This window comes from Acidimicrobiales bacterium, assembly GCA_035294085.1.
Taxonomy (GTDB): Bacteria; Actinomycetota; Acidimicrobiia; order Acidimicrobiales; family Bog-793; genus DATGLP01.
This window is the reverse complement of sequence record DATGLP010000015.1, coordinates 53,838-78,782: the sequence shown is the minus strand read 5'-3', so window position 1 is coordinate 78,782 and position 24,945 is coordinate 53,838. Positions and strand designations below refer to the sequence as shown.

Sequence of the window (24,945 nt, the reverse complement as noted above, 5' to 3'; positions counted from 1 at the left end):
AGCGCTCCGCCAGCTCGGCAATCGCCTCGTCGGCATCTTGCACCACTGCCTCGAGCACGGTGAGCTCTACGACGAGAGCCGTGCGTGGCCACCCTCCATCGCGGCGGCCGCTTGACGGCTTCGGGCCGTGGGGTGTCTAGCATCGGCGCCGTGCGCAAGGCCGCTCTCGTCCTCGCCCTCGGGCTCCTCGCCGGCGCGCTGGCCGGCTGCGAGGCCCAGATCACGCCGTACGCGGCGCGAGTCGGCGGCACGACGATCTCGAGCGGCCAGCTCGACGACGCCCTGCGCGCCATCGCGGACGACCCCGGGTACCGCTGCCAGATCGTCGAGCAGACCGGCGGCCAGCCCATCGAGGGCGCGGGCGCCTCCACCTACGCCAGCACCTTCAGCGCGGACGCTCTCACCGGGCTCATCGAGATGGCCGCCGTGCACGCCGACGTCGTCCGCCGTGGCCTGCACGGCGACGCCGGCCTGCTCGGCGCGCTCACCCGCGCCCAGCTGGCGGCGGGCTTCAGCCCCGCCCCGTCCTCGAGCTGCCCGCAGAGCGGCGCGAGCGTCGTGGCCGCCCTCACGCCCGCCTACCGGGCGCAGCTCCTGCGCTTCCAGTCCGACCAGGACCTCCTCGCTGCCCAGCAGGCCAAGGTCGTCCTCACCCGCCCGGCGGCCGCTGCCTTCGCCCGGTCCCACCCGCGCGTCGCCTCCCTCGCGTGCGTCGCGGTCATCGTCGTGCGCACGCGTGCGCAGGCCCTCGCCCTCGACGCACGCCTCATGGCCGGCGCCGACTTCGCCACGCTGGCGCGCCAGCGCTCGATCGACCCCGCGTCGGCGGCGAAGGGGGGCGAGATCGGCTGCGACCTGCCCGGCGACTTCTCGGGAGCCGTCGCGTCGGTGCTCGAGGGCCTGGCCGTCGGGGAGGTGTCGCGCCCGGTCGCCGTGAGCGGCGTCTACGCCCTGCTCACGGTGCGCTCGAGGCGGCCGGCCTCGGCGCTCCAGGTCGCCGAGGCGATGGTCGACCCGGCGCTCGCCGCGGTGGCGGGCGACGTCGCCGCCATCACCGGGCGGGCGCAGGTCGTCGTCGACCCCCGCTACGGGCGCTGGGCAGCGGTCCACGGCACCTACGAGGTCGTCCCCTCGAGCGGCCCGCCGACGCGGCTCGTGCCGAACCCGCGCGCCGCCACCCCGCCCGGTGCCGGGCTCACCGCGTAGACCGACGCCTGGCCGCGGCGCGGCGCGCCCGGGCGCGCCGAGGGTGGTCGTCGTCGGGCTCGGCCCCGCGGGCCCGGAGCTCACGACCCCCCAGGCGCACGCCGCGCTGGCGTCGGCGCCGGTCGTGCTCGTGCGCACGAGCCGCCACCCCGCCGCCGCGCCCCTCCTCGCCGCGGGGGCGCGTCCGCTCGACGGGTGCTACGAGCAGGCGCGCACCTTCGCCCAGGCGTACGAGTGCATCGTCGAGGCGGTCGTCGAGGCGGCCGAGCGCCACGGCGCCGCCGCCTACGCCGTGCCGGGCTCGCCCTACGTCCTCGAGGCCGCCGCGGCCCGCCTCGCGGCGGACGAGCGGGTCGCCGTCGAGACGGTGCCGGGGATGTCGTTCCTCGAGCTCGTCGCCGACCGCCTCGCCCTCGACCCCTTCGCCGAGCGCCTGCGGCTGGTCGACGGCGAGGAGTTCAGCGCCGCGGCCGCCGGCGAGGGTGGTCCCTTCCTCGTCGCCCAGGTGTGGTCCCGCCAGCACCTCTCGGAGGTGAAGCTCGCCCTCGAGGCGCCGCCGGCCTCGGCGGTCCTGCTCCACCACCTCGGCCTCGACGACGAGGTGGTCCTCGAGCTCGAGTGGGCCGAGCTCGACCGCAGGCTGGAGCCCGACCACCTGACCTGCCTGTACGTGCCCGCGCCGGCCGAGCCGGCGGCCGTCGAGCTCGTGCGCGCCGCCGAGGTGGTGCGCACCCTGCGCGGCGCGTGCCCGTGGGACCGTGCCCAGACGCACCGCTCGCTCGTGCGCCACCTCCTCGAGGAGGCCTACGAGGCGGTCGAGGCGATCGAGGCGCTCGCCGACCCCCCCACGCCGGCGCAGGTCGAGCACCTCGAGGAGGAGCTCGGCGACGTGCTCTGCCAGGTCCTCTTCCACGCCACCTTGGCGGCCGAGGCCGGCCTGTTCACCCTCTCGGACGTGGCCCGCCGCCTGCACGACAAGCTCGTCGACCGCCACCCGCACGTCTTCGGCGGCGAGGAGCTCGACAGCGCCGAGGCCGTGCTCGGGCGCTGGGAGCAGCGCAAGCAGGCGGAGAAGGGGCGCTCGAGCCTCCTCGAGGGCATCCCCGCCGCCCTGCCCGCCCTCGCGCTCGCCGCCGCGCTCGAGCGGCGCGCCCGCTCGGTCGGCCTCGGCTGGCCGGCCGGCGCCGGCCCGGCGGAGCTGTCGGCCCTGGCGCGCGCCCTCGAGCGCGGCGACGGGTCGCGAGCCGGCGAGCTCCTCCTCGGCCTGGCGCGCCTCGCGGTCGATGCCGGGGTCGACCCCGAGGCGGCGCTGCGGCAGGCGGCGACGGCCTTCCGGGCGCGCTTCGCCGCCGCCGACCGAGGAGCGCGCGAGGCGGGGACGACGCTCGAGGCCGCGGCCCCGGCCGAGCGCCTCCGGCTCCTCGAGGAGGCGGCCCCCTGACCCGGCCGCCGGCGCTCTGGTAGCGTGGGGCCACACCTGCAACGTGTGGAACGCTGAGCACAGGAGCACCATGGCCCTCAGCCCGATCGCAGCGCTCGAAGGCCGCGAGGTGCTCGACTCGCGCGGCAACCCGACCGTCGAGGTCACCTGCGTCCTCGAGAGCGGGGCGAGCGGCCGGGCGATCGTCCCGGCGGGCGCCTCGACGGGGCGCTTCGAGGCGACCGAGCGGCGCGACGGCGGGCCCCGCTACGGCGGCAGGGGCGTGCTCGGCGCCGTCGCCGCGGTGTCCGGGGAGATCGCCGCCGCGCTCGTGGGTCGGGACCCGTCGGACCAGCGGGGGGTCGACGACGCGCTCTGCGACCTCGACGCGACGCCGACGAAGTCCCGCCTCGGCGCCAACGCCGTCCTCGGCGTGTCCCTCGCCGTGGCGAGGGCGGCCGCCGACGAGCTCGACCTCCCCCTCTACCGCTACCTCGGGGGCGTCGGGGCGCACGTGCTGCCGGTGCCGCTCATGAACGTCGTGAACGGCGGCGTCCACGCCGACAACAACGTCGACTTCCAGGAGTTCATGATCGTGCCGCACGGCGCCCCCTCCTACCGGGAGGCGCTGCGCTGGGGCGCCGAGACGTACCACGCCCTGCGGGGCGTGCTGCGGGCGCGGGGGCTGTCGAGCGCCGTCGGCGACGAGGGCGGCTTCGCGCCCGACCTCTCCTCGAACGAGGAGGCCCTCGAGGTGCTCGTCGAGGCGATCGCCGCGGCGGGGCGGACGCCGGGCAGCGAGGTCGCCATCGCCCTCGACCCCGCCGCGAGCGAGCTGTACCGCGACGGCGCCTACGTCCTCGCCGGCGAGGGACGCACCCTGTCGCCGGCCGAGCTCGCCCGCTACTGGGCCGACCTCGCGGCGCGCTACCCGATCGTGTCGATCGAGGACGGCATGGCCGAGGACGACTGGGAGGGCTGGCGCCTGCTCACCGAGGCGCTCGGTGGGCGGATCCAGCTCGTCGGCGACGACCTGTTCGTCACGAACGCCGAGCGCCTGGAGCGGGGCATCGCCGCGGGCGTGGCGAACGCCGTGCTCGTCAAGGTGAACCAGATCGGCACGCTCAGCGAGACGCTCGACACGATGGCCCTCGCGGCGCGCGCCGGCTACCGCTGCGTCGTCTCGCACCGCTCGGGCGAGACCGAGGACGTCACGATCGCGGACCTCGCCGTGGCGACGAACTGCGGGCAGATCAAGTCGGGCGCGCCGGCGCGCTCGGAGCGCGTCGCGAAGTACAACCAGCTGCTGCGCATCGAGGAGGAGCTCGGTGAGTCGGCCCGCTTCGCCGGCTCGGCGACCTTCGCCCGACCGGTCGCCCCGCCCGGTGGCTGAGGCGGTCGACGCAGCGGCGCGCGCGCAGCACCTGCGCGCCAGGCGCGTGCTGTGCGCCGCGTGCGCGTCGGCGGCCGTCTTCGTCGCGCTGGAGCTGCCCCTCGGGGAGCTGCTGCGCCAGCGGGGCGAGCTGGCGCGCGTCTCGCGCCAGCTCGCGCTCGTCACGGGCCGGAACACGGCGCTCGCCGGGGAGATCGCCTCCCTCAGGCGGCCGGCGACCATCGCCGCCCTCGCCGAGCGCGACTACGGCCTCGTGCGGCGCGGCCAGCGCTCCTACGTCGTGCTGCCGAGCACCGGCGCCGGGAGCGCGCTCGCCGCCGCGTCGATCGCCCCCACCGACGTCGTCCCGACCTCCGCCGCCGCGCTCGCGGGGGCCGGGCCGGCGAGGAGGACCGGCAGGTCCGCGGGCCTGTGGGGGCGCGTCCTCGACCGCCTCGCCTTCTGGCGCTGGGCCTTCTAGCCGGGCCTAGGCGCCCGCCGCCGTGACGACCATGTCGGTCACGAAGCCGGCGACGATGCCGAGGAGCACGCCCCACACGAGCAGCTCCCGGCTCAGCGCCCGCCGCACGACGGCGAGCAGCTGGATCACGACGTAGAGGATCGAGCCCGCGGCGAGCGCGAGGAAGGCGACCGCGAGCGCCTCGTTCGCCGACTGCCGCCCGATGGCGGTGCCGACGAAGGTCGGCCCGCCCCCGATGAGGCCGAGCGCGAGCAGCAGGCGCCAGCTCGGGCGCTCGGCCTCGGCGGTCAGCGGCGCGACGATGCCGAAGCCCTCCGTGGCGTTGTGGAGCGCGAAGCCGATGACGAGCAAGGTGGCGAGCGCCACCGCGCCGCGCGCCGCGCTCGCGCCGATGGCGAGGCCCTCCCCGAAGTTGTGCATCCCGACGCCCGCCGCGATGAGGACCGACAGCTGGCGGGCGCCGGTCGCCGCATCGGCCGTGCCGGCGGCCGAGAGCGCCGGCGAGGCGGCCATCGCCCCGGGGCCGTCGCGGCGGCGGCGCCGCGCCAGGGCGCGCTCGTAGTAGGCGAGGGAGCACAGCCCGACGGCGAGGCCCCCGAAGAACAGCGCGCTGTAGCCGGCGACGGGCCACGCGCCGCCCCCGTGCTCGCGCAGGCGGGCGAGCGCGGCGTCGATCGGGGCGAAGGCGCTCGTCAGGACGTCCCAGACGAGGAAGACGAGGATGCCGATCGCCACGGCGCACAGCGTCGGACGCAGGCGGCCGAGCGGCGCGCGCACCCGGGCGAGCGGCATGCCGAGCAGGATCGTGCCGCCGGCGATCGCGCCGAGCGCCAGCGTCTGCAGCTCGCCCATGCCCCGATGCCTCCCGCCGTCGCCCTGCCCGGTGCCTGCCGCCTCATGTTAAGCGCACCTGATAGAAAATATCAAGCGCGCCTGATATCGACGACCCGCACGACGACGGCGGTTCGCAGCGCCTGCCCGGAGGGGAGGGACTCGCCGCCGACGAGGTAGGCGCGCCCGCCGAGCACCGCCACCCCCGCGTCCGCCCGCCCGGCCGGCAGGAAGCCGGCGGGGCGGGCCACGCCGTGCCGGGTGTCGATCCACCAGATGCGCGCCGAGGCCGTCGCGCCGAGGCGCCCCCCGGCGACGTAGAGCCGGTGGCCGAGCACGAAGGCGGACGCGCCGGCGAGCGGGACGGGGAGGTGGCCGACGACGCGGGCCGTTCCCGTGGCCGGGTCGAAGCGCTGGATGTCGGCCGTCTCGACGGTTCCCGACGCGTCGACCTCGCCGCCGACGACCCACAGCGCCCCCCGGTAGGCGGCGACGGCGGCGTAGCGGACCGGCTGGGCGAGGCGCCCCGCCGGCCGGAAGCTCGCCCCGTTGGTCGTGACGAGGACCTCGGCGGGGAGGCTGGCGCCGTCGTAGCCGCCGACGAGGTAGGCGCGCCTGCCGAGCGTCGCGGCGCCGAGGTCCGAGCGCGGCGTGGGGAGCTCGCCGATCGGGCGCGAGGCGCCGGGCTGCCAGGACTGCACGGTGGCGACGCTCACCGCCGCGCCGCCGCCGAAGACGACGGCGCGCCCGCCGAGCAGCGCGCCGGCCGCGTCGTGGACGGCCTCGACGAGCGGGCTCGAGCGTGCCGTCCTCGCCGTGCGGGGATCGACGAGGACGGCCGAGGCCGTCGAGACGTCGCCGACCGTCAGCCCCCCGAGGACGGCGATACGGCCGGCGAGGGCGAGGACCACCGGCCGCGAGGTCGGGGCGGGGAGGCGCCAGGGGGCGAGCGCGGCGGCGAGGCCGACCGAGGGCGCGCCGCCCGCCGAGGCGGGCCGCGCCCGAGCGCCGGGGGCGGACGCGAGGGCGGCGGGGATCCCCGCCGCGAGGCCGAGGCCGCCGAGCAGGGCGCCCCAGCGTCGGGCGAGGACCTTCGCCGGGGGGCGCCGGCGCCGACCCGCGCCCAGCGGACGGCGGCCGCTCACAGGCCGAGGATGGCCGCGCACTCCGGCCAGGCGGCCCAGCCGCTGCGGTCGTAGAGGGCGAGGGCGGCGGCGTCCTGGGTGGCGGGCGGCGCCGCGCTCGGCAGGCCGGACTCGCCGAGCCCCTCCCAGGTCGGCAGGCTGAACTGGTAGGCGCCGTAGTAGCCGTTGCCGGTGTCGAGGTCGTAGCGGCCGCCCGACTCGCAGGAGCGGATCCCGGCGAAGTCGCCAGCGAGAGCCGCCGGGATCGGGCTGGCGTTCGCCTCGGCGGGCGCGCTCGGCGCCGGCGAGGGGTCGAGCGCGGGCGGCCCCGCGCTCGCGGCCCGGGCCGCGGCGGCCGCGGCGGCCCGCGCCCGCGCCGCGGCCGCAGCGGCGACGAGCGCCGCGAGGCGGCCGCGCACCGAGGCGAGCGTGGCGCGCGCTCGCGCCACGCGGGCGACCACCGCGGCTCGCGCCGTCGCGGCGGCGCGCGCCGCCGCGGCGGCCTCGTCGACGGCCCGCTGCTCCTCGGCGAGGCGCACGGCGCGCCGACGCCGTTCGTCGGCGAGCAGGCTGACCTGCGTCTCGAGCTCGCCGGCGGCGGCGTGCAGGTAGGCGAGGCGGCTCGGGAGCTCGTTCGGTGAGCCCACGAGGTCGGCGGCGAGCTCGCTCGACGCGCCGGCGTTGACGTAGGCGGCGACCGCCGCGCGCCGGATCGCGGCGAGGCTCGTCGCGATCGAGGCGTCGAGCGCCGCGATCGCCCGGCGGCTGGCCGCCGCCGCCGCCTCGGCCCGGGCCCGGGCGGCAGCCGCGGCGACGTAGCGCTCGCCGAGGGCGCGCGCGCTCGCCTCGTCGGCGGCGATCGAGGCGGCGATGGCCTGGGCGCGGGCTCGGAGGGAGGCCGGCGTGCCGGCGCGGGCCGGCGCCGCGAGGCCGCCGAGGAGGCCGAGCGCCGCCGCGACGGCGCGCCCCGCCCGCGGTCGCGCGCGGCGCTCGTCGGGGCGCGGCGCCTCGCCGCCGGCGCGAGCGCTCATGGCGGCGAAGGCTACCTGGTCGCGGGGGATCGGGCGACGCTCGGGGCGGCTCCGGCGCGCCGAGCCCTGGCTAGGCTGCGCCGATGACGACCGCCGCCATCGTCCTCGAGCCAGCGCGACCGCGGCGCCCCTCGTCCGCCGCGATCGGGGCGCGCGCCCTCGCCGAGGCGGCCCTGCGCGCCGGGCTCGACGAGGTGGTCGTCGTCCTCGCGGCTCCCGGCGAGGCGGAGGGCGTGCCCGAGGCGGCGACCGTCCTCGTCGACTGGGCCGAACCGGCGAGCGAGGCGAGCGCCCTGCACGCCGCGCTCGACTACTGCCAGCGGGCCGGCCACGACGCCGCGGTCGTCGCCCTGGGCGACGCCGACGGCTCGGCGGGCGCCGCCCGCGCCCGGCCCGCTGCCTGGCGGCGGGCTGCGCAAGCCCCGGGGCCGGTCGCCGTCGTGCGGGCGGGCAGGCGCTTCACCGGCCTCGTCCGCCTCGCGGCCGAGGTGTGGCCGCTCGTGCCCCTCGACGGTCCTGTCGCCCGGCTCTGGCGCCAGCACCCAGAGCTGTGCCGAGACGAGGCGCTCGACCGCTTCGCCGGCGAGGACGACGACGCGCCGGGCGGGGAGTGGGCGAGCCCGTCCGAGCGCGCGGCGGTCGAGGCGCTCCTCGGCCGGCGTGCGAGCGCCCCCTTCCGGGTTGTCGTGCGCGATCGGGCGGGTGGGCCCGTCGTGATCGAGAACGCACCCTTCCTCGAGGACGGGAGGCCGATGCCCACGCGCTACTGGCTCGTGGGGCGCGCCGAGCGGGAGGCCGTCGGGCGCCTCGAGGCCGCCGGCGGCGTGGCGGCGGCCGAGGCGGCCGTCCCCGCTGAGGCCATCGCCGAGGCGCACGCCCGCTACGCGGCCGAGCGCGACGCCGCCGTCCCGCCCGGCTGGAGCGGTCCGCGTCCCTCCGGCGGCGTGGGCGGCAGCGCGCGGGGGGTGAAGTGCCTCCACGCCCACCTCGCCTGGTACCTGGCGGGGGGGCGCGACCCCGTGGGCCGCTGGGTGGCCCTCCGCCTGCAGCCCGGCCTCCCCGGCCCGGTCGCCGCCGTCGACTGCGGGACGAACTCGACGCGCCTGCTCGTGCTCGGGCGCGACGGCGCGCCCCTCGCCCGGCGGATGACGATCACCCGCCTCGGGGAGGGCGTCGAGGAGACCGGGGTGCTCGCCGAGGCGGCCATCGAGCGCACCCTGGCCGCCCTCGCCGCCTACCGCGAGGAGCTCGACGCCCTCGGCGTCGTCGCCGTGCGCGCCATCGCCACCTCGGCGGCGCGCCGGGCCGCCAACGCCGACGAGCTGCTCGGGCGTGCCGAGGCGATCCTCGGCGTCGCCCCCGAGCTGCTCGACGGGCGCGAGGAGGGGCGCCTCGCCTACCGGGGGGCCACCGCCTCGCTCGAGCCGTCGGCGGGGCCCTACGTCGTCGTCGACCTCGGCGGCGGCTCGACGGAGCTCGTCGCCGGCCCCGCCGAGTCGCCGGCCGTGTGCTCGCTCGAGGTGGGCTGCGTCCGGCTCACCGAGCGCTTCCTGCGCCACGACCCACCGCTTCGCGCCGAGCTCGAGGCGGCCGGGGCGCACGTGCGTGCCCTCGCCGCCGAGGCGCTCGCCGCGACGCCGGCGCTGCGCGCCCCGGCACGCCTCGTCGGCGTGGCCGGAACGGTCGCGGCGCTCGCCGCGCTCGACCTCGGCCTCCCCGCCTACGACGGCGAGCGGCTGCACCACGCCGTGCTCACCCGCCGTGCCGTCGAGCGCTGGCGCGACGAGCTCGCGGCCGTGCGCGTCGAGCGGCGGCGGGCCCGTCCCGGCCTCGAACCGGGCCGAGCGGACGTCATCGTCGGCGGGGCGATCGTGCTCGCCGAGGTGATGGCGGCGCTCGGCCAGCGCGAGCTCGTCGTCTCCGAGCGGGACATCCTCGACGGGGTGGCGGCCGAGCTCCTCGAACGCCAGGCGCGCTAGGCGAGGCGCTCGGCGGGCCCGAGCACGAGGCGCCGGACGCGCTCGACGAAGTCGTCCATCCGCCCGTGGTGGGCCTCGGCGTACTCGCGTCCCTGGGTCCCGAGCCGGGCGCGAAGCGGCCGGCTCATGAGGGCGCGCGCCGCGTCGAACAGCTCCCCGGGGTCCCGGTACCACAGGCCGCCGCTCGCCGCCGCGGCGTGCTGCATCGCCGCGCTCGGCTCGGGCACGAGCACGGGCGTGCCGAGGAGCATCGACTCGATCGCCTCGCGCCCGACCGGGCCGGGGGGCCGGACGTCGATGGTGAAGAGCGCGAAGGCCATCAGGCGCCAGAGGTTCACCCGCGAGGGGTTGACCGGCAGCTCGAGGGTGTTCTCGTCGTCGCTGATGCGCCAGTGCTCGCCGTCCACCTCGGCGACCGACACGCCCCGCACGACGCGCCGGAGGACCTCGTGGGTCATCGAGCGCTCGAAGCGGGCTCCCCCCGGGGGGAAGCCGCGCAGCAAGAGGACGTAGCGGCCGAAGAAGCGCACCCCGAACAGGCGGGACTGGGTCGCCGAGCGGTTGATGGCGAAGGCGAGGTCGAGGGGCACGAGCTGACCGACGCAGCCGGCCGGGCAGGCGGCGGCGAGGACGTCGCCCTCGCCGGGGTGGGCGAGGGCGACGGCGTCGGCCCGCTCGAGGACGCGCCGCACCCCGGTGGCCGGCGCCGGGGGGACGGCCCCGAGGAGGGGGAGGGCGACGACACGGGGGCGCCCCGCCTCGCCGCGGCGCCCGAGCACCGCGAGGTCGTAGGGGTGGTGGCTGCCGGCGAGGACCACGGCGTCCGGCGCGAGGCGCTCGAGGAGGTCGGCGGCGTCGGGGGCCTCCCCGCCGTAGTGCTCGAGGAGGGCGGCCGCCGCCGCCGGGAGGCCCTGCCCACCGGTCGCGCCGAGGGCGGTGCGCACGAGCGCGCCGGTGAGCGGCCGTGCCCCGCGCAGCGGGATCCGGTGCACCGTGAAGACGCTGTCGGCGACGGGGCCGGTCGCCTCGGAGGGCGCGACGAGGTGGACGACGTCGACCGCCGCGTGGCGGGCGAGGGCGCCGGCCACGAGGCGGGTCGCCACGACGGCCTCGTCCTCCTGCGTCCCCCACTGGCGCGTCACGACGGCGACGCGCGCCCGGGCGTGGGCGGTTCGCGCCGTCACGCAGAGCGGTCGCGCAGGCGGGCGTCGATGCGCTCGTCCACGTAGCGGGCGAGGTCGAGGAGGTCGTCTCGCACGATGTCGAGCAGCGCGCGCTCGTCGGCGCTCGCGATCTCGTCGACCCGGTAGGCGATGGCGTCGATCGACTGGGCGAGCGCGGCGCGGAACTCCTGCTCCTCGGTGAAGTAGCGGTCGAGCGCGGCGTTGATGATCCGGGCGAGCAGGCGCCTCACGAGCGCCTTCGGGCCCCAGCCGCTCCCCTGGTTCGTGCGCGCCGGACCCATGTCCCAGTGGCGGTGGAGGTGGTGCAGGCTCGGGTGGAGGTGGATCGGCTCGCGGTCGGCGCGCGCCAGGAGCTCGTCGAAGGTGGCCTGGGGAAGCCAGGTGCGCGGGTAGGCGCCGGGGGCGTTGCCGACGACCGACCTCAGGTGCTCGACCACGAGGCGTGCGTCCACACGGACGTCTCCAGGTAGGTCTTCCAACGGTCGTCCTCCTGTGCGGTCGACAACGGGCACCAGTATCGCCAGTGGCTGAGGTGCGGGCTCACGTAGGGGTCGCCCGCCGCGATCACCGCGCCCCACCGCTCGACGAGCCGGCGGCTCTCGGCGAGGTCGTCGGTGTGGCCGCGGCTGCGCGACTCGTGGTGGACGAGCTCGGCGAGCGGTGCGTAGACGACGAGGAGGCCCCGCTCGCGCAGCTTCAGGCAGTAGTCGACGTCGTTGAAGGCGACCGGCAGCTGCTCGTCGAAGCCACCGACCGACTCGAAGACCTCCCGTCGGGTCATCATGCACGCCCCGGTCACCACGGAGCAGTTGCGGGTCGCGATCGCCATCGAGTTGTAGCCGGGGTCGCTGCCCGGCAGGCCGCGCAGCACGTGGCCGGCGATGCCGCCGAGGCCGATGACCACCCCGGCGTGCTGGATCGCCCCGTCCGGGTAGAGGAGGCGGGCGCCCACGGCGCCGACCTCTCGCCGGAGCGCGTGCCCGAGCATCGCCTCGAGCCAGCGGGGGGCGCGCGCCTCGATGTCGTTGTTGGCGAACAGGAGGACCTCGCCGCGGCAGTGGCGGACCGCGGCGTTGTTGATCGCCGCCCAGTTGAACGGCCCCGGGTGCCGGATCACGCGCACCGACTCGTCGGCCTGCAGGCGCTCGAGGAGCGCCTCGGTCTCGGGCAGCTCGCTCCCGTTGTCGACGAGGACGAGCTCGAGGCGGTCGTAGCCGGGGTCGGCCCGCAGCGTCGAGGCGCAGCGCGCGAGGAGCGCCGGCTCGTCGCGGAAGGGGACGACGATGCTCACGAGCGGCGAGGAGGTGACCGTCCGCCGCACGTGGTAGCGGCCGGGGAAGCGCTCGTCGACGAGCACCTCGCCGGCCTCGCCGCGGCGAGCGAGCGCGTCCTCGAGCGCGCGCTTGCCCGCCTCGTAGGCCCAGGGCTTGGCGATCGTCCCGCGCGAGTCGCTCGCCGCCGAGCCGGGGAGCGTCCGCCAGTGGTAGAGGACCTCGGGGATGTGGACGATGCGCCGGGCCCGCTCCGAGGCCCGGAGCGACAGGTCGTAGTCCTGGCTGCCGTCGAACTCCGAGCGCAGCCCCCCGAGCTCGACGAGCAGCTCGCGCCGCACGACGGTGAGGTGGCACAGGTAGGCGAAGCTGAGGAGGAGGTCGGGCGACCAGTCGGGCTTGAACAGCGGGTCGAAGCGCTCGCCCGAGGCGTCGATCTTGTCCTCGTCGGAGTAGAGGAGGTCGGCGTCGGGCCAGGCCCGGATCGCCTCCGCGACCCGCTCGAGCGCGTCCGGCGTGAGCTCGTCGTCGTGGTCGAGGAAGGTGACGAAGCGGCCGGTGGCGAGCTCGAGCGCCGCGTTGGTCGCCGCCGAGATCCCGCCGTTCTCCTCGAGGGTCGTCACGGCGACGCGCCGGTCGACCCGGCGGAGCGAGCGCAGGTAGGCGCTGAGCTCGGGGTCGCCGGAGGCGTCGTCGCACAGGCACAGCTGCCAGTCCGCGAAGCGCTGGGCGAACACCGACCCGACGCAGCGCTCGAGCGCCCACAGCGGCGGCCGCCAGATCGGGACGAGCACCGAGACGAGCGGCCGGCGCCACCGCCGCGGCGCTCGCGTCACGGCGCGGCGCGCCGGGGGGTCGTTCAGGCCGCCGACGATGACGGGGAGGCGGCGCGCCCGGAGCCAGCGGTGGTAGGCGCGCCGGTCCTCGCTCGCGTTGAGCGGGTAGGGGCCCTCGCCGCTCGGCTCGAAGAGGTCGGCGTCGTCCTCCTCGTTCGCCTGCTCGGCCGCCCTCGCGGCGCGGAAGGCGTCGAAGGCGTCCTCGGTGCGCGGCGTGACGCGAAGCAGGGGCTCGATCTGGCGGACGGTCCAGTCGAGCGCGTCGAGCAGCCTGCTCGCGTCGCGCTCGAGGTCGAGGAGCGCGCTGGTCCACTCGCTCTCGCGCTCGAGGGGGGGCGGGGCGAAGCAGGCGTGGGGCCCTGCGTCGGCCGCGACGAGGGCGTCGAGGCGCGCGAGGCTCGGCGGCACGAGCCCGGCCTCGGCGTGCCCGCCGCTCGCCTCGCACGCCACGGCGCGAAGCGCCGCCGCGGCGCGCTCCTCGTGGGCCCCGACGGGGATGCCGGCGCCGGAGAGGAAGGCGGCGAGGTCCTTCGCCAGGCGGGCCGGGTCCTCGACGAGGGCCTCGTGGCGGCAGAGGTAGACGGGGAGGCCCGCGCTCCCCTCGAGCGCCGCCCGCAGGTAGCGCTCGACGAGGGCGAGGGCGTGGACGAGGCGGATGCGGTCGCGCCCGGCGCGCGAGGACGCGGCCTCGAGCGGGTCGCGCGCCGCGAGCACGAGGGCGAGCGGCGGGTCGAGGGCGCGGCGCCAGAACGGGAGGAGGAGGCAGAGGACGGGGTCCGCCCAGACGAGGGGCCGGCCGCTGGCGCGCGCCGCGACGGCCGCGGCGCGCGCCTTGCGCCGCAGCTCCTCGAGGCCCGGCGCCGCCTCGAAGCCGGCCTCGAGCGCAGGCGGGCGCAGCGCGCTCCCCCCGAGCTCGGCGAGGAGGCGCTCGCTCACCTCCCCGAGGGGACCGGGGGTGCGCGCGCCCGGGATCCCGTGCGCGTCGGGCGACGGGGCGATCGGTGCGAGCCCGAGCGAGCCGAGCCCGCTGGCGACGGCGGCGACGGTCGCCGGGTCGGGCCCGGTGACGAGGACGATCGGGCTGGTCACGCCGGCGGCCGAGCAGGTGGCGGCGCTCCCGGTCTCCGCCGGGCGGCGGTCAGCGGGAGCGGCGGCGGCGTCGGTCATGTCGGTCGGGGCTGCCGGCGCCGGCGCCGGCCGCGCCCCGTCGCAGTGTAGGCGGCGCATCTGCGACGATGGGGTCGTGGCGGGGCGAGCGGCCGTGGCCGACGGGAGGGGGGCTCGTGGCTGAGCTGGGCGTTCCCGAGACCGGTGCCGAGCTCGCGGGCCGGCGGGTGCGGCTGCGGCCGCTGCGACCCGAGGACTACCCCGCCTGGCGCGAGGTGCGGCGCCGCTCGCGCGACTGGCTCGTGCGCTGGGAGCCCCGCCCCGCCGGTGCCCCGTACGCGCCCGAGGACCGCGCGTCGTTCGCGGCGCGCTGCGCGGTGCGCGACCGGGAGCGCCAGCTCGGGACCGGGTACGCCTTCGGCATCTTCGTGGCCGGCCGCTTCGTGGGCGAGATCAGCCTGTCGTCGATCCAGCGCGGCGCCTTCCAGAACGGCTACATCGGCTACTGGGTGGACGAGGCGCAGGCCGGCAGAGGCTACGTGCCCGAGGCGTGCGTCGTCGTGTTCCGCTTCGCGTTCGAGGAGCTCGGGCTGCACCGCCTGCAGGTCTCGATCATCCCGCGCAACGCCCCGAGCCGGCGCGTCGCCGAGAAGCTGTGGCTGCGCGACGAGGGGGTCGCCGAGCGCTACCTCGAGATCGACGGGCGGTGGGAGGACCACATCCGCTACGCCATCACCGTCGAGGAGTGGCGGGCGCGGCGGGACCGCTACGTCGAGGCGTGGCTCGGCCCCGAGCCACCGGCGCCGCGGCGCTAGCCGGGCCGGCCCGCGCCGACGAAGCCGACGTAGTACATCGGCTCGTAGGAGACGTCCCGCCCGGTCTCGGGCGCCTGGATGATCGTCTGCGTCCCGTAGGGGCCGGATCCGACGTACATCGCGACGTGGGTCACCGGGTCGGTGCCGTCGTTCGGGAAGTCGTAGAAGAGGAGGTCGCCGGGCTCGAGGGCGGAGAGCGGGACGCGACGCGTCTCCTGGTACTGGTACCAGGCGCTGTGGGCGAGGGTCACCCCGGCGGCGGCCCAGGCGAGCATCGTGAGCCCCGAGCAGTCGACCCCGGCGCGGCTCGCGCCGCCCCACACGTAGGGGACCCCGAGGTAGCTCTCGGCTGCCTGGACGGCAGCCTCGCCGGGCGCGCTCGTCCCGGCCTGGCCGAGGGGCGGGCCGCTCCCGGCGCTCGCGGCGGCCGCCGCGCTCGTCGCCGCCGCGGCGGCAGCCGCGGTCGTGGTCCCGGGGCTGCTCGCCGCGACCGTCTCGGCGACCGCCGCGGCCGCTGCAGCCGCCGCGGCCGCCTGGGCGCGCGCTCGGGCCTCGGCGGCGGCGCGCGCCCGCGCGGCGGCCGCCGCGGCTGCCGCGGCCTCCTGCTCGGCGATGAGGCGGGCGAGCCGGCCGCGTACCTTCGCCAGCGTGGCGCGCGAGGACGCAGCTGCGCGCTCGGCGAGGGCGCGGGCGTTCGCCGCGGCCGCGAGCGCGCCGCTCGCGGCGCGCACCTCGGCGGCCTGGGCGGCCTCGCTGGCGCGAAGGCGCGCCTCGGCGGACTGGAGCGAGACGACCGCGGCGTGCAGCCGGTCCGCCGCCACGCCCGCGTAGGTGGTCACCGTGCCCGCCTCGGCGATGCTGCGCGTGAGGAGCGCGGCGACCTCCGTGTCGGCGCTCGAGCCGTAGACGTAGGCTTCGACGGCGGTCGCGCGCACCTCCGCCCGGCGGACGGCGATCTCCACCGCCTCCCGCCGCAGCTCGGCCCGGATGGCTCGCAGCCGGACCCGGGCCAGGCCGAGGCGAACGCCCGCCTCGTCGTAGCGCTCCGCGGCGACCTGCTCCTGCTCGGACTCGCGCGTGATCTGTGCCGCGAGCGCGGCGGCCTCGGCGCGCGCCGAGGCGATCGCCGGGGTCGGAGGCGGTGGCGGCGACGCCGCGGCAGGGGTGGCGAGCGCCGGGAGGAGGGCAGCGGCGATCGCCGGCGCCGCGAGGCGCGCGCAGCGGCCGGCCACGTTCACCACAGTGGAAACTCTGGCCACACCAGCATCGAAAGTCAAAGCCTCCGGCGCCGCCGCTGGCCTGTCGGTCCGTTAGCGTGCGCGTCGGCGGCGAGGGAGGCGGTCGTGGCGGACGAGGTCGTGCGCATCGGCTCGGCGAGGCTCACGGGCGTGGTCGTGGGCGACGCGGTGGAGTTCCGTGGGATCCGCTTCGCACGCCCGCCGGTCGGCCCGCTGCGCTTCCGGCCGCCCCAGCGGCCCGCCGAGCTCGAGGGCGCGGTGCACGCCACCGAGTACGGCCCCGTCGCCCCCCAGGCGGGCTCGGGCCTCGGCACCTACGTCCCCGGCGACCCCCTCGAGCAGGACGAGGACTGCCTCTTCCTCAACGTCGTGGCGCCCGCCGGGCCGGCCCGGCGGCTGCCGGTGCTCGTCTTCGTGCACGGCGGCGCCTTCCTGGCCGGTAGCGGGTCGAGCGCGCTCTACCGAGGCGCGGCCCTCGCGGCGCTCGGGGCGGTCGTCGTCACGATCAACTACCGCCTCGGCGCGCTCGGCTTCCTCGCGCACCCGGCCCTCGCCACCGATGGCGGCTGCGTCGCCAACTGGGGCCTGTACGACCAGCTCGCCGCGCTCGCCTGGGTGCGCGACCACATCGGCGCGTTCGGCGGGGACCCGGCGCGCGTCACCCTCTTCGGCGAGTCGGCGGGCGCGATGGCCGTCGCCGACCTGCTGGCCGTGCCCGCTGCGCGGCCGCTGTTCCGCCGGGCGATCCTCCAGAGCGGCGCCAGCCTCGCCGCCCCGCTCGAGGCCGCGAGCGCGGTCGCCGAGCGCTTCGCCGCCGAGCTCGGGCTGCGCGAGGTGAGCCGGGACGCGCTCGCGGCGGTGCCGCTCGCCGACCTGCTCGCCGCGCAGCAGCGGATCGTCGCCGAGACCGACGGTGGCGAGGGCATGCCCTTCCAGCCGGTCGTCGACGGCGTGCTCCTCGGGCGCCACCCTGCCGAGGCGATCGCCGACGGCGCGGCGGCGGGCGTCGACCTCGTCGTCGGCTCGAACCGCGACGAGTACAAGCTCTTCTCCTTCGCCGCGGCTGGGCGGGGCGAGCTCGACGACGCAGGCGTGACGCGTCTGATCGAGCGCTACCTCGCCGCCTCCGGGGTCGAGGGCGCTCCGCTCGCCGCGGCCGAGGCGGTCGCCCACTACCGGGGCGCGCGCCTCGCGCGCGGCCAGGCGGCAGCGGCGCGCGACGTCCTCGACGCCGTCGCCGGGGACTGGATCTTCCGGCTCCCGCAGCTGCGCCTCGCGGAGGCGCAGTCGCGCCACGGGCGCGTCTTCGCCTACCACTTCGACTGGGAGTCGCCCTTCGCCGGAGGCGTCCTCGGGGCCTGCCACGGCCTCGAGCTCCCGTTCGTGTTCGGGACGCTCGACCACCCGGTGATCTCGTACTTCGCCGGCACCGACGACGACGCGCGCCGGCTGTCAGCCGAGATGCGGGCGTGCTGGGTGGCCTTCGCCGGGAGCGGCGACCCCTCGAACGCGGCCGTCGGCCGCTGGCCGCGCTACGGCACCGAGCGGCGCGAGACGATGTGCTTCGGCCGGACCACCCGGGTCGAGGAGGCCCCCTACGAGGCGGAGCGGTCCTTCTGGGACCGACCCGCTTCCCGCTACCGTGTGGACGGCCAGCTCGTCGGGGCGCGCCCAGTCGGGATCGCGCTCCTCGCCGGCGACGACGGAACGGGGACGTAGCCCAACCGGCAGAGGCGGGGCGCTTAAAACGCCCGCAGTGAGGGTTCGAATCCCTCCGTCCCCACCGAGAGCACCTGCGCGAGACGACGTGGTGGCACGGCCACCGCCGGGCTGCCCGACGCGACCGGGGCGACGATCGCTCCCGATCCGACGCACCGCCGCGGCCTTCGAGGCGCGGGCCTTCCCGTCCGGGCCGAGCGTGGGAGCGCCGACGACGGCGAGCAGGTCGCCGGCTGCAGGTGCACCACCGCAGCGAGCCATCGCCGCACGCGCTCCTCGGCGACGAGTCGGGCACCTCGGACGGCTCCCTGCGGGCCGTGCCGGCCCCGGCCCGCGGCCCGTCGACGCGCACGGCGGGCGCCGGGCCTCGCCCAGAGCGTGGCGAGCGCCGAGCTCGACCGCCTGCTCGCGGCGGCGCGCGTGACGAGCTCGCTCGTGCGCCGCCCGAGCGCCCACCCCGCAGCGAGGACGGGCGCGCCGGTCGACGCGCCGGCCAGGTGGCCGGGCGGGTACCCGGTCAGCTGGCCAGGCTCGCCCATCCGCCGGCGGACGAGGAGTGCTCGCCGTCGGCCGACGCGGCCCGGCGGCCGCCCTCCCGCCGAGCGACCGAGGCGCAGGCCTCGGCGACCGGTGCGCCGGGCTCGGACCTCCCCGGCCGGGGCGGGCTGGGGCCGAGGAGGCAGGCACCGCCGGGCAGGACCCAGCCGGTGTCGGCGCACGGCTCGTCGAGCCGGTCGACGTCGACCACCTCGCCGTCGGCGTCGGCCGACCGGCGCGCGCGACCCGTGCGTCCCGTCGCAGTCGGGACCCCAGGTGTCCTCGGGGGCGACCCCGGCGCCGTCGTCGCCGCGGAAGGCCGGCTCGGGGGCATCTCGCGAGACGGAGCGCGCCGCGAGGCGCCTGCGGGACACCCGGGCGGGAGCGGCACGGCCGCGTCGCAGACGATCGTGCCCGTGGGGGCCGACGTGCGAGACGCGCGAGCTGGGGGGCACGCTCGAGGAGGGCCGGGGCGGCGAGCGCGGTCCGCGCCCGTCGCCCGCTCACGCCGGCGCGCGCTCGCTGCGACGCGCCCTGTCGCCGAGGCCGGCACCCGGCGCCTCGAGCGGGCGCGCCGGCACGGGCACCCCCGACGTCCGGGCGCGCCACACGAGCCAGCCGGCGACGACCGCCCCAGCGGCGAAGAGCACGAGCGAACCGATCTCGACGGCGTCGGTGCCGTTGTCGTAGGGGAGCCAGAGGAACTCGTCGAAGAAGCGCGAGAGCCCCCAGAGCCCCACCGTCGCCGCCGTGACCAGCCCGACCGGCCGCGTGGCGAGGCGGCGCTCGAGGAAGAGCGCGACGAGGTAGACGGCGGTGCACTCGAGCGCCTGGAAGATGGGCACGGGCAGGCGCCTGCCCACCTCGCCGGCGTAGTACATGCCGAACCAGGCGCTCGTCGGCTTGCCGCCGCCGGCCACCATGAGCTGGGGGCCGAGGAGCCGTCCGAGCGCCCAGGCGGCGATGAGCACGGGCGCGACGAGGTCCGCCGCGACGGCCGCGCGAAGCTGCGGGCAGCGCCGCCGGGCGCTCACGAGGCCGACGGGCACGGCGAGGGCGAGCCCGCCGAACGAGGACAGGCCGCCGTTCCAGATCGCGAGGACCTGCGCCGGCTGGTGCTCGTAGTAGCCGAGGTTGGCGAGGACGTGCACGACGCGGGCGCCGACGATCGCCGCGGCGACGATCCACACGAAGGTCGCGCCGAGCCACGCGTCGGGGTAGCCGTGGGCGCGCAGCCGGCGGGCGAAGTAGCGGTAGCCGAACCAGAACGTGAGGGCGAGGCCGATCCCGTAGGTGTGCACCTGCAGGGGCCCGAGGTGGAACACGACGGGGATCGGTCTCACGCGGCTCGCTCCAGTGCGGCGCCCCACGACGCCTCGCGTCCAGTATGGCGCCGGGCCCCGGTCGGCCGTCCGCACCTACCATCTCGCGCCGTGGACCGGAGGACCTTCCTGCGCGGCCTCCTCGCGCTCGCGGGCGCCGGGGCCGCTGCGGGCGCCCTCGGCGGCTGTGCGTCGCAGGGCGCCCTGCGCCGTCCCCGCCAGCGGTCCCGCGCCGGCGCGCGGGCGCTCGAGGAGGTCGACGGCCTCCCCGTCGCGAGCTGGCTCGTCGAGGAGAACGCCCGCCCCGGCACGCTGAGCTGGGTGATCACGACGAGCGCCCCCGGGAAGGTGATCGAGGGCTTCGCCGACGCGGTGAGCATCGCCCGAGGCGGCGAGCTCGGGGTCTACGTCAACACCACGGCGGCGAGCTACCGCGCCGAGGTGTACCGGATGGGCTTCTACCAGGGCCGGGGCGGGCGCCTCGTCCACGTCACCCCCGAGCGCCGCGGCGAGGCGCAGCCGCCCCCCGCGATCGACCCGGTGACCCACATGGTGGAGTGCCACTGGCGCCGCTCGTTCGCCCTCGGCATCGACGACGCGTTCCTGCCCGGCAACTACCTCATCAAGCTGGTGGGCAGCGACGGGAGCAGGCGCTACGTGCCGTTCACCGTGCGCGACGACACGAGCCGCGCCGCCATCGTCGTGCAGAACTCCGTGACGACCTGGCAGGCCTACAACCTCTGGGGCGGCTACAGCCTCTACGGCAGCGCGGCCGGCGGCCCCTCCTCGTACGCGGAGCGCGCCCGGGTCGTGTCCTTCGACCGCCCCTACGGGCACCCGCCCCTCGACCCCTACGGCTCGGGCGACTGGCTCGGCAACGAGTTCCCCTTCCTCTACCTCGTGGAACGCCACGGCCTCGACGTGGCCTACGCCACCGACATCGACCTGCACCGCGACCCGGGCAGCCTCGAGCGCCACCGCTGCTTCGTGAGCCTCGGCCACGACGAGTACTGGTCCTCGGCCATGCGCACCGGCGCGCTCACGGCGCGCGATCGCGGGGTCAACCTCATGTTCCTCGGTGCCAACGCCTGCTACCGGCACATCCGCCTCGCGCCCTCCCCCCTCGGTCCCGACCGCCGGGAGATCTGCTACAAGGACGCGAGCGAGGACCCGCTGTCGAAGACCGATCCGTCCGAGTCCACGCAGAACTGGGCGCTGCCACCCGACCCGCGCCCCGAGAGCGAGCTCATCGGGTCGATGTACCAGTCCTACCAGAACCCCCCCGTCCGAACGCCGCTCGTCGTCGTGGACGCGAGCTCCTTCGTGTACGCGGGGACCGGCCTCGCCGACGGCGACGAGGTGCCCGGCGTGGTCGGGTCGGAGTTCGACGCCTTCGAGCCCGGCCTCCCCGGACCCCGCGACGTCGAGATCCTCGCCCACTCGCCGACGCCCGACGCCACCGGCGCGCCGAGCCACTCGGACGCGACCTACTACACCGAGCGCGGCGGCGGCGGGGTCTTCGCCACCGGCACCGCGAGCTGGGTGCAGCTCCTGTGGGACGGATCGCCGCCGCTCCAGCGGGCGCTCCGCTTCGGGGTGGCCCCGGCGATGGCGGTGCTCACCCGCATCACCTTGAACGTGCTGCGCGTCTTCGCGGCCGGACCGGCCTCGCGCCTCGAGCCCTCCCGGCCGAACTGGCGCCGCTTCTACCCGGCGTCGGCGCCGGTCACGCTCGGCAGCGAGTGAGCGGCGCGCCGGCGCCGGCCGGCCGGTGCGGCCTCGACGGCGGCGGGCGCGCCCGCCCGGCTGGCGAGCGATCCGTCGCGCGCCCCGAGTCGGGCCGAGATGGCGGCGGCGGTGCGCTGCACGGCGTCGATGGCGTCGTCCATCGCCCGGCCGTCGAGTCGCCCGACCGGACCCGAGACGCTCACGGCGGCGACCATCCGCCCGCTGTAGTCGAACACCGGCGCAGCGACGCAGCGCAGTCCGACCTCGAGCTCCTCGTCGTCGACGACGTAGCCGCGCCGGCGGGCGGCGGCGAGCTCGCGCCGCAGGGCCGGGAGGCTCCGGATCGTCTTCCTCGTGCGCACCTCGAGCGGTCCGCGTCCGAAGAGCGCCTCGAGCTCGCCGTCGTCGAGGGCGCTGAGGAGCATCTTGCCCATCGCGCTGCAGTGCGCCGGCGAGCGCTTGCCGACCGTCGAGTGGAAGCGCACGCTGTGCCAGCCGTCCACGAGGAGGTCCGTCACCACCTCGCTGCCCTGGAGCACCCCGAGGTGGGCCGTCTCGCCGAGGGCGTCCACCATCTCGCGCAAAGGCCCGAGCGCCGCGGACCGGACGTCGACCTGGCGCGCCGCGAGCGACCCGAGGCGCACGAGGGACGCCCCGAGCAGGTAGCGGCCCTGCTCCCCGGAGGGGACGAGGAAGCCCCGCCGGCTCAGCGTCGCCGCGAGGCGCGAGGCGGTGCTGCGGTGCACGCCGAGGGCGCGCGCCATCTCCCCGACGCCGAGCTCGGTCGCCTCCTCGTCGTAGAGCGAGAGGATGGCGAGGCCGCGCTCCAGGCTCTCGACGAGGCCCGCCGGGGTCTCGCGCACGGCGGCCTCGCTGTGGCGCTTCGCCATCGACCACCTCGCTGCGTCGTGGGGGCGGGCCTCAGCGCCATGGCGCGCTCGTCGCCCAGCCGAGCGGCTCCAGGCGGTCGATCGACCGCCTGATCCCGCCGAGGGGGTCGCCCATCTCGATCACCTCGAGGATACTGGGTTCGTCGCCGCCGGCGAGCGCCAGGCGCTCGGCGAACGCGGCGAAGGGGACGGTGCCCTCGCCCACCGGCGCGTGCGCCCAGCGCGCCCTCGTCGTGTCCGAGAGGTGGAGGAGGCAGAGCCGGTCGAGCAGGGGCTCGATCCCGGCTGCGGGCTCCTCGACCATCCACGCGTTGGCGACGTCGAACACCGCGCGAAGCCGCGGGTGCCCGACCGTCTCGAGGACGCGCGCCACGTCGCGCCCTCGCTCGAGCAGGAGGGTGGGGCCGTTCTCGAGGCCGATCGTCACCCCGAGGCGCTCCGCCTCGGCGGCCAGGGTGGCGAGGCCGTCGAGGAGGACGGGCTCGACGCGCTCCATCGGCGCCGGGAGGAGGACGTGGCGGCGCCCGCCGAACAGGACGAGGCGCTCGGCCTCGAGGTCGTGGCACAGGCGCAGGGCGGCCAGCAGCTGCCGGACGCTCTCCTCGCGGATGCCTCGGTTCAGGCTCGCGAGGTTCAGGTCGAGGTACGTCGGGTTCAGCGAGACGAGCCGCACCCCGAGCTCGCCGACGAGGCGGCGCAGGGCCGCCGCGTCGCGCGGCGCGAGCACGCCGTCCTCGACGTGCGGCGCGGCGGCCGTGAGCTCCACGTCGTGCACGCCGGCCTCGGCGAGCGCCCGGAGCGCGTCGGGGAGGCTGTGGGAGTAGAGGAACCCGTAGGTGGCCGCGCCGAGGCGGCGGTGCGTCACGGCGCCACCGCGTCGAGCTTCACCCAGACGGACTTGAGGTTCGTGTAGCCCTCGAGCGCCGCCATCCCGAGCTCGCGGCCGTAGCCGCTCTGGCGGTAGCCGCCGAAGGGCACGGCAGGGTCGAACTCGTTGTAGCAGTTGACCCACACGGTCCCGACGCGCAGCGCCGCGGCGAGCGAGTGCGCGCGGGAGACGTCCCGGGTGAACACCCCGGCCGCGAGCCCGTAGTGGCTCTCGTTGGCACGTGCCACGAGCTCGTCGAGGTCGTCGAAGGCGAGCACGGACATGACCGGCCCGAAGATCTCCTCGCGCGCGATGCGCATCGTGTCGGCGACCTCGGCGAAGATCGTCGGCTCGACGAAGTAGCCGCCGCCCAGGGCGCCCGTCGCCCGCCGGCCGCCGGTGACGAGGCGGGCGCCCTCGTCGCGCCCCGAGGCGATGTAGGCGAGGACGCGCTCGAGCTGGGTGGCGGAGACGAGCGGCCCCATCTCGCTCGCCGGGTCGAGCCCCGGCCCGAGTCGGATCGAGCGCGCGACGCGCTCGGCTTCGCCGAAGAAGCCCTCGAGCGCGTCCTTGTGGACGAACACCCGCGACCCCGCGGAGCAGACCTGACCGGCGTTGTGCATGACGGCGCGCACGAGGACGGGCATGCACGACTCGAGGGGCGCGTCCGGCAGCACGATGAGCGGCGACTTGCCGCCGAGCTCGAGCGTCACCCGCTTCAGGTTGCCGGCCGAGGCCTCGACGATCCGGCGGCCGGTCTCGGTCGAGCCCGTGAAGGCCACCTTGTCCACGCCGGGGTGGGCGGCGAGCGCGGCGCCCGCCTCCTCGCCGACCCCGGTGACCACGTTGAGCAGCCCCGGGGGCACGCCCGCCTCGAGCGCGAGGCGAGCGAGGAGGAGGGCGCTGAGGGGCGTCTCCTCGGCCGGCTTCAAGACGATCGAGTTCCCGCAGGCGAGCGGCGCACCGATCTTCCACGTCGCGTTGTCGAGGGGGAAGTTCCACGCCGTGATGGCGCCCACGACGCCGACGGGCTCGCGCCGCGTGTAGACGTGGAAGCGGCCGCCGCGCGCCAGCGGGAGCGTCTCGCCGTGGATCTTCGAGCACCAGCCGGCGAAGTAGCGCAGGTGGGCTGCCGCCGAGCGCACCTCGCCGCTCGCCTGCCGCAGCGGCATCCCGTTGTCGAGGCAGTCGATGGCGGCGAGCTCGTCGCCGTGGACCTCGACGAGGTCGGCGAGGCGTCGGAGGACCTCCTCGCGCCCCTCGGGCGCGAGGTTCGACCAGCGACCGTCCTCGAAGGCGCGCCGGGCCGCCGCAACGGCGGCGTCGACCTCGGCCGCGCCGGCGCGCCCGACCGTGGCGAGGCGCTCGCCCGAGGAGGGGTCGAGGACCTCGAGACGGCCGGCGGTCGGGCGCTCCTCCCCGTCGATCCACACGCCGTGGTCGTGGGCGAGGAACGCGCGCACCTCCGGGGCGAGCGCCGCCCCCGGCGCCGTCGTGCTCGTCATCAGCGGGCCTCGCCGGGCGCCACGAAGTAGTCGGCGTACTGCTCGTGGAACTCGGGCTCGGGCGGCGAGGCGGCGACGACGAACACGAGGTCCGACATGCCCGTGTTGAAGATGCCGTGGCGCGTGCCGGGCGGCGCGAAGACGATCGTCCCGGGGCCGACGAGGTGGCGCTCGCCGTCGAGGACGAAGAGGCCCTCTCCGGCGATGATGTAGAAGCACTCCTCGGTCCGCTCGTGCACGTGCTCCTCGGCGTAGGCCTTCGGCGCGTAGCTCGACAGGAAGACGTCGAGGTTCTGCGCCCCGCAGGTCTCCTTCGTGACGAGCAGCTTCGTGAGCGCCGCGTCGCGGTGCCCGGCGAGGTCGACCCACTCGAACTCCGTCACCTTGCGCACGATGCCCTGGCCTGCCATGTGCTCCCCCTTTCCCTCCGTCGGCCCCGGGTGTCGGGGCCGGCCCTCGTCGCGCCCGAGCGCCGGCGCCT

At 77.1% G+C, this 24,945-nt stretch carries 20 protein-coding genes and 1 tRNA gene; 9 read left to right on the top strand and 12 right to left on the bottom strand.

Annotated elements, in window-relative coordinates; genetic code table 11:
* Positions 1-150: 150 nt before the first annotated feature.
* From VKV23_05810 to VKV23_05795, 4 genes are all read left to right on the top strand, one after another.
* On the top strand, positions 151-1,206 hold the full coding sequence (locus VKV23_05810) for a peptidylprolyl isomerase (protein HLI15550.1): 1,056 nt from the start codon (positions 151-153) through the stop codon (positions 1,204-1,206).
* 43 nt (positions 1,207-1,249) lie between these two features.
* Positions 1,250-2,647 carry a MazG family protein gene (locus VKV23_05805; GenBank protein ID HLI15549.1) on the top strand — a complete coding sequence of 466 codons (1,398 nt, stop codon included), beginning with the start codon at positions 1,250-1,252 and terminating at the stop codon, positions 2,645-2,647.
* A gap of 70 nt (positions 2,648-2,717) precedes the next feature.
* Complete coding sequence (gene eno, locus VKV23_05800; GenBank protein ID HLI15548.1) at positions 2,718-4,019, top strand: phosphopyruvate hydratase; 1,302 nt, start codon at positions 2,718-2,720, stop codon at positions 4,017-4,019.
* Positions 4,012-4,479, top strand: coding sequence for a hypothetical protein (locus tag VKV23_05795; protein HLI15547.1), 468 nt, complete (start codon positions 4,012-4,014; stop codon positions 4,477-4,479). The genes eno and VKV23_05795 overlap by 8 nt, the downstream gene beginning before the upstream one ends.
* A gap of 6 nt (positions 4,480-4,485) precedes the next feature.
* Here the strand turns inward: VKV23_05795 and VKV23_05790 are convergent, their stop codons facing one another.
* From VKV23_05790 to VKV23_05780, 3 genes are all read right to left on the bottom strand, one after another.
* Positions 4,486-5,331, bottom strand: coding sequence for a ZIP family metal transporter (locus tag VKV23_05790; GenBank protein HLI15546.1), 846 nt, complete (start codon positions 5,329-5,331; stop codon positions 4,486-4,488).
* Positions 5,332-5,402: 71 nt separating this feature from the next.
* Positions 5,403-6,455, bottom strand: a complete 1,053-nt coding sequence (locus tag VKV23_05785) for a hypothetical protein (protein ID HLI15545.1) — start codon at positions 6,453-6,455, stop codon at positions 5,403-5,405.
* Positions 6,452-7,465 carry a transglycosylase family protein gene (locus VKV23_05780; GenBank protein ID HLI15544.1) on the bottom strand — a complete coding sequence of 338 codons (1,014 nt, stop codon included), beginning with the start codon at positions 7,463-7,465 and terminating at the stop codon, positions 6,452-6,454. The genes VKV23_05785 and VKV23_05780 overlap by 4 nt, the downstream gene beginning before the upstream one ends.
* An 83-nt stretch (positions 7,466-7,548) precedes the next feature.
* Between VKV23_05780 and VKV23_05775 the strand changes: the two genes are divergently transcribed.
* Entirely contained in the window at positions 7,549-9,444 is a 1,896-nt protein-coding gene (locus VKV23_05775; protein ID HLI15543.1) for a DUF501 domain-containing protein, read from the top strand.
* Here VKV23_05775 and VKV23_05770 read toward each other — a convergent pair.
* The 3 genes from VKV23_05770 to VKV23_05760 are packed head-to-tail and all read right to left on the bottom strand — an operon-like array spanning position 9,441 to position 13,902.
* Complete coding sequence (locus tag VKV23_05770) at positions 9,441-10,628, bottom strand: hypothetical protein (protein HLI15542.1); 1,188 nt, start codon at positions 10,626-10,628, stop codon at positions 9,441-9,443. The genes VKV23_05775 and VKV23_05770 overlap by 4 nt on opposite strands.
* The gene (locus VKV23_05765) at positions 10,625-11,080 is read right to left on the bottom strand and encodes a hypothetical protein (protein ID HLI15541.1); all 456 of its coding nucleotides are present in this window, start codon (positions 11,078-11,080) and stop codon (positions 10,625-10,627) included. The genes VKV23_05770 and VKV23_05765 overlap by 4 nt, the downstream gene beginning before the upstream one ends.
* The gene (locus VKV23_05760) at positions 11,050-13,902 is read right to left on the bottom strand and encodes a glycosyltransferase (GenBank protein ID HLI15540.1); all 2,853 of its coding nucleotides are present in this window, start codon (positions 13,900-13,902) and stop codon (positions 11,050-11,052) included. Before VKV23_05760 ends, VKV23_05765 begins: the two co-directional genes overlap by 31 nt.
* Before the next feature lie 116 nt (positions 13,903-14,018).
* Between VKV23_05760 and VKV23_05755 the strand changes: the two genes are divergently transcribed.
* Positions 14,019-14,657, top strand: coding sequence for a GNAT family protein (locus VKV23_05755; protein ID HLI15539.1), 639 nt, complete (start codon positions 14,019-14,021; stop codon positions 14,655-14,657).
* Here VKV23_05755 and VKV23_05750 read toward each other — a convergent pair.
* Positions 14,654-15,895: a C40 family peptidase gene (locus VKV23_05750; GenBank protein HLI15538.1), complete on the bottom strand. Its 1,242-nt coding sequence runs from the start codon at positions 15,893-15,895 to the stop codon at positions 14,654-14,656. The genes VKV23_05755 and VKV23_05750 overlap by 4 nt on opposite strands.
* Before the next feature lie 105 nt (positions 15,896-16,000).
* Here VKV23_05750 and VKV23_05745 point away from each other — a divergent pair, with 105 nt between their 5' ends.
* Together VKV23_05745 and VKV23_05740 are read left to right on the top strand one after the other, a co-directional pair.
* Positions 16,001-17,614 carry a carboxylesterase family protein gene (locus VKV23_05745; GenBank protein HLI15537.1) on the top strand — a complete coding sequence of 538 codons (1,614 nt, stop codon included), beginning with the start codon at positions 16,001-16,003 and terminating at the stop codon, positions 17,612-17,614.
* Positions 17,605-17,678 (top strand) — tRNA-Leu (locus VKV23_05740). The genes VKV23_05745 and VKV23_05740 overlap by 10 nt, the downstream gene beginning before the upstream one ends.
* A 976-nt stretch (positions 17,679-18,654) precedes the next feature.
* Here the strand turns inward: VKV23_05740 and VKV23_05735 are convergent.
* Positions 18,655-19,494, bottom strand: coding sequence for a prolipoprotein diacylglyceryl transferase family protein (locus VKV23_05735; protein ID HLI15536.1), 840 nt, complete (start codon positions 19,492-19,494; stop codon positions 18,655-18,657).
* Between the two features lie 90 nt (positions 19,495-19,584).
* Here VKV23_05735 and VKV23_05730 point away from each other — a divergent pair, with 90 nt between their 5' ends.
* Complete coding sequence (locus tag VKV23_05730; GenBank protein ID HLI15535.1) at positions 19,585-21,219, top strand: N,N-dimethylformamidase beta subunit family domain-containing protein; 1,635 nt, start codon at positions 19,585-19,587, stop codon at positions 21,217-21,219.
* On the opposite strand, the gene VKV23_05725 is transcribed toward VKV23_05730, so the two are convergent.
* The 4 genes from VKV23_05725 to VKV23_05710 are packed head-to-tail and all read right to left on the bottom strand — an operon-like array spanning position 21,180 to position 24,874.
* Positions 21,180-22,091, bottom strand: a complete 912-nt coding sequence (locus tag VKV23_05725; GenBank protein HLI15534.1) for an IclR family transcriptional regulator — start codon at positions 22,089-22,091, stop codon at positions 21,180-21,182. The genes VKV23_05730 and VKV23_05725 overlap by 40 nt on opposite strands.
* A gap of 31 nt (positions 22,092-22,122) precedes the next feature.
* Positions 22,123-22,956: a sugar phosphate isomerase/epimerase family protein gene (locus tag VKV23_05720; GenBank protein HLI15533.1), complete on the bottom strand. Its 834-nt coding sequence runs from the start codon at positions 22,954-22,956 to the stop codon at positions 22,123-22,125.
* Positions 22,953-24,464, bottom strand: a complete 1,512-nt coding sequence (locus VKV23_05715) for an aldehyde dehydrogenase family protein (protein ID HLI15532.1) — start codon at positions 24,462-24,464, stop codon at positions 22,953-22,955. The genes VKV23_05720 and VKV23_05715 overlap by 4 nt, the downstream gene beginning before the upstream one ends.
* Entirely contained in the window at positions 24,464-24,874 is a 411-nt protein-coding gene (locus VKV23_05710; protein ID HLI15531.1) for a cupin domain-containing protein, read from the bottom strand. Before VKV23_05710 ends, VKV23_05715 begins: the two co-directional genes overlap by 1 nt.
* Positions 24,875-24,945: the final 71 nt, after the last annotated feature.

Coding starts and splice junctions, on each gene's coding strand:
- eno (HLI15548.1), top strand. CDS start 2,718: ATGGCCCTCAGCCCGATCGCAGCGCTCGAAGGCCGCGAGGTGCTCGAC.
- VKV23_05790 (HLI15546.1), bottom strand. CDS start 5,331: ATGGGCGAGCTGCAGACGCTGGCGCTCGGCGCGATCGCCGGCGGCACG.
- VKV23_05780 (HLI15544.1), bottom strand. CDS start 7,465: ATGAGCGCTCGCGCCGGCGGCGAGGCGCCGCGCCCCGACGAGCGCCGC.
- VKV23_05775 (HLI15543.1), top strand. CDS start 7,549: ATGACGACCGCCGCCATCGTCCTCGAGCCAGCGCGACCGCGGCGCCCC.
- VKV23_05760 (HLI15540.1), bottom strand. CDS start 13,902: ATGACCGACGCCGCCGCCGCTCCCGCTGACCGCCGCCCGGCGGAGACC.
- VKV23_05725 (HLI15534.1), bottom strand. CDS start 22,091: ATGGCGAAGCGCCACAGCGAGGCCGCCGTGCGCGAGACCCCGGCGGGC.
- VKV23_05715 (HLI15532.1), bottom strand. CDS start 24,464: ATGACGAGCACGACGGCGCCGGGGGCGGCGCTCGCCCCGGAGGTGCGC.
- VKV23_05710 (HLI15531.1), bottom strand. CDS start 24,874: ATGGCAGGCCAGGGCATCGTGCGCAAGGTGACGGAGTTCGAGTGGGTC.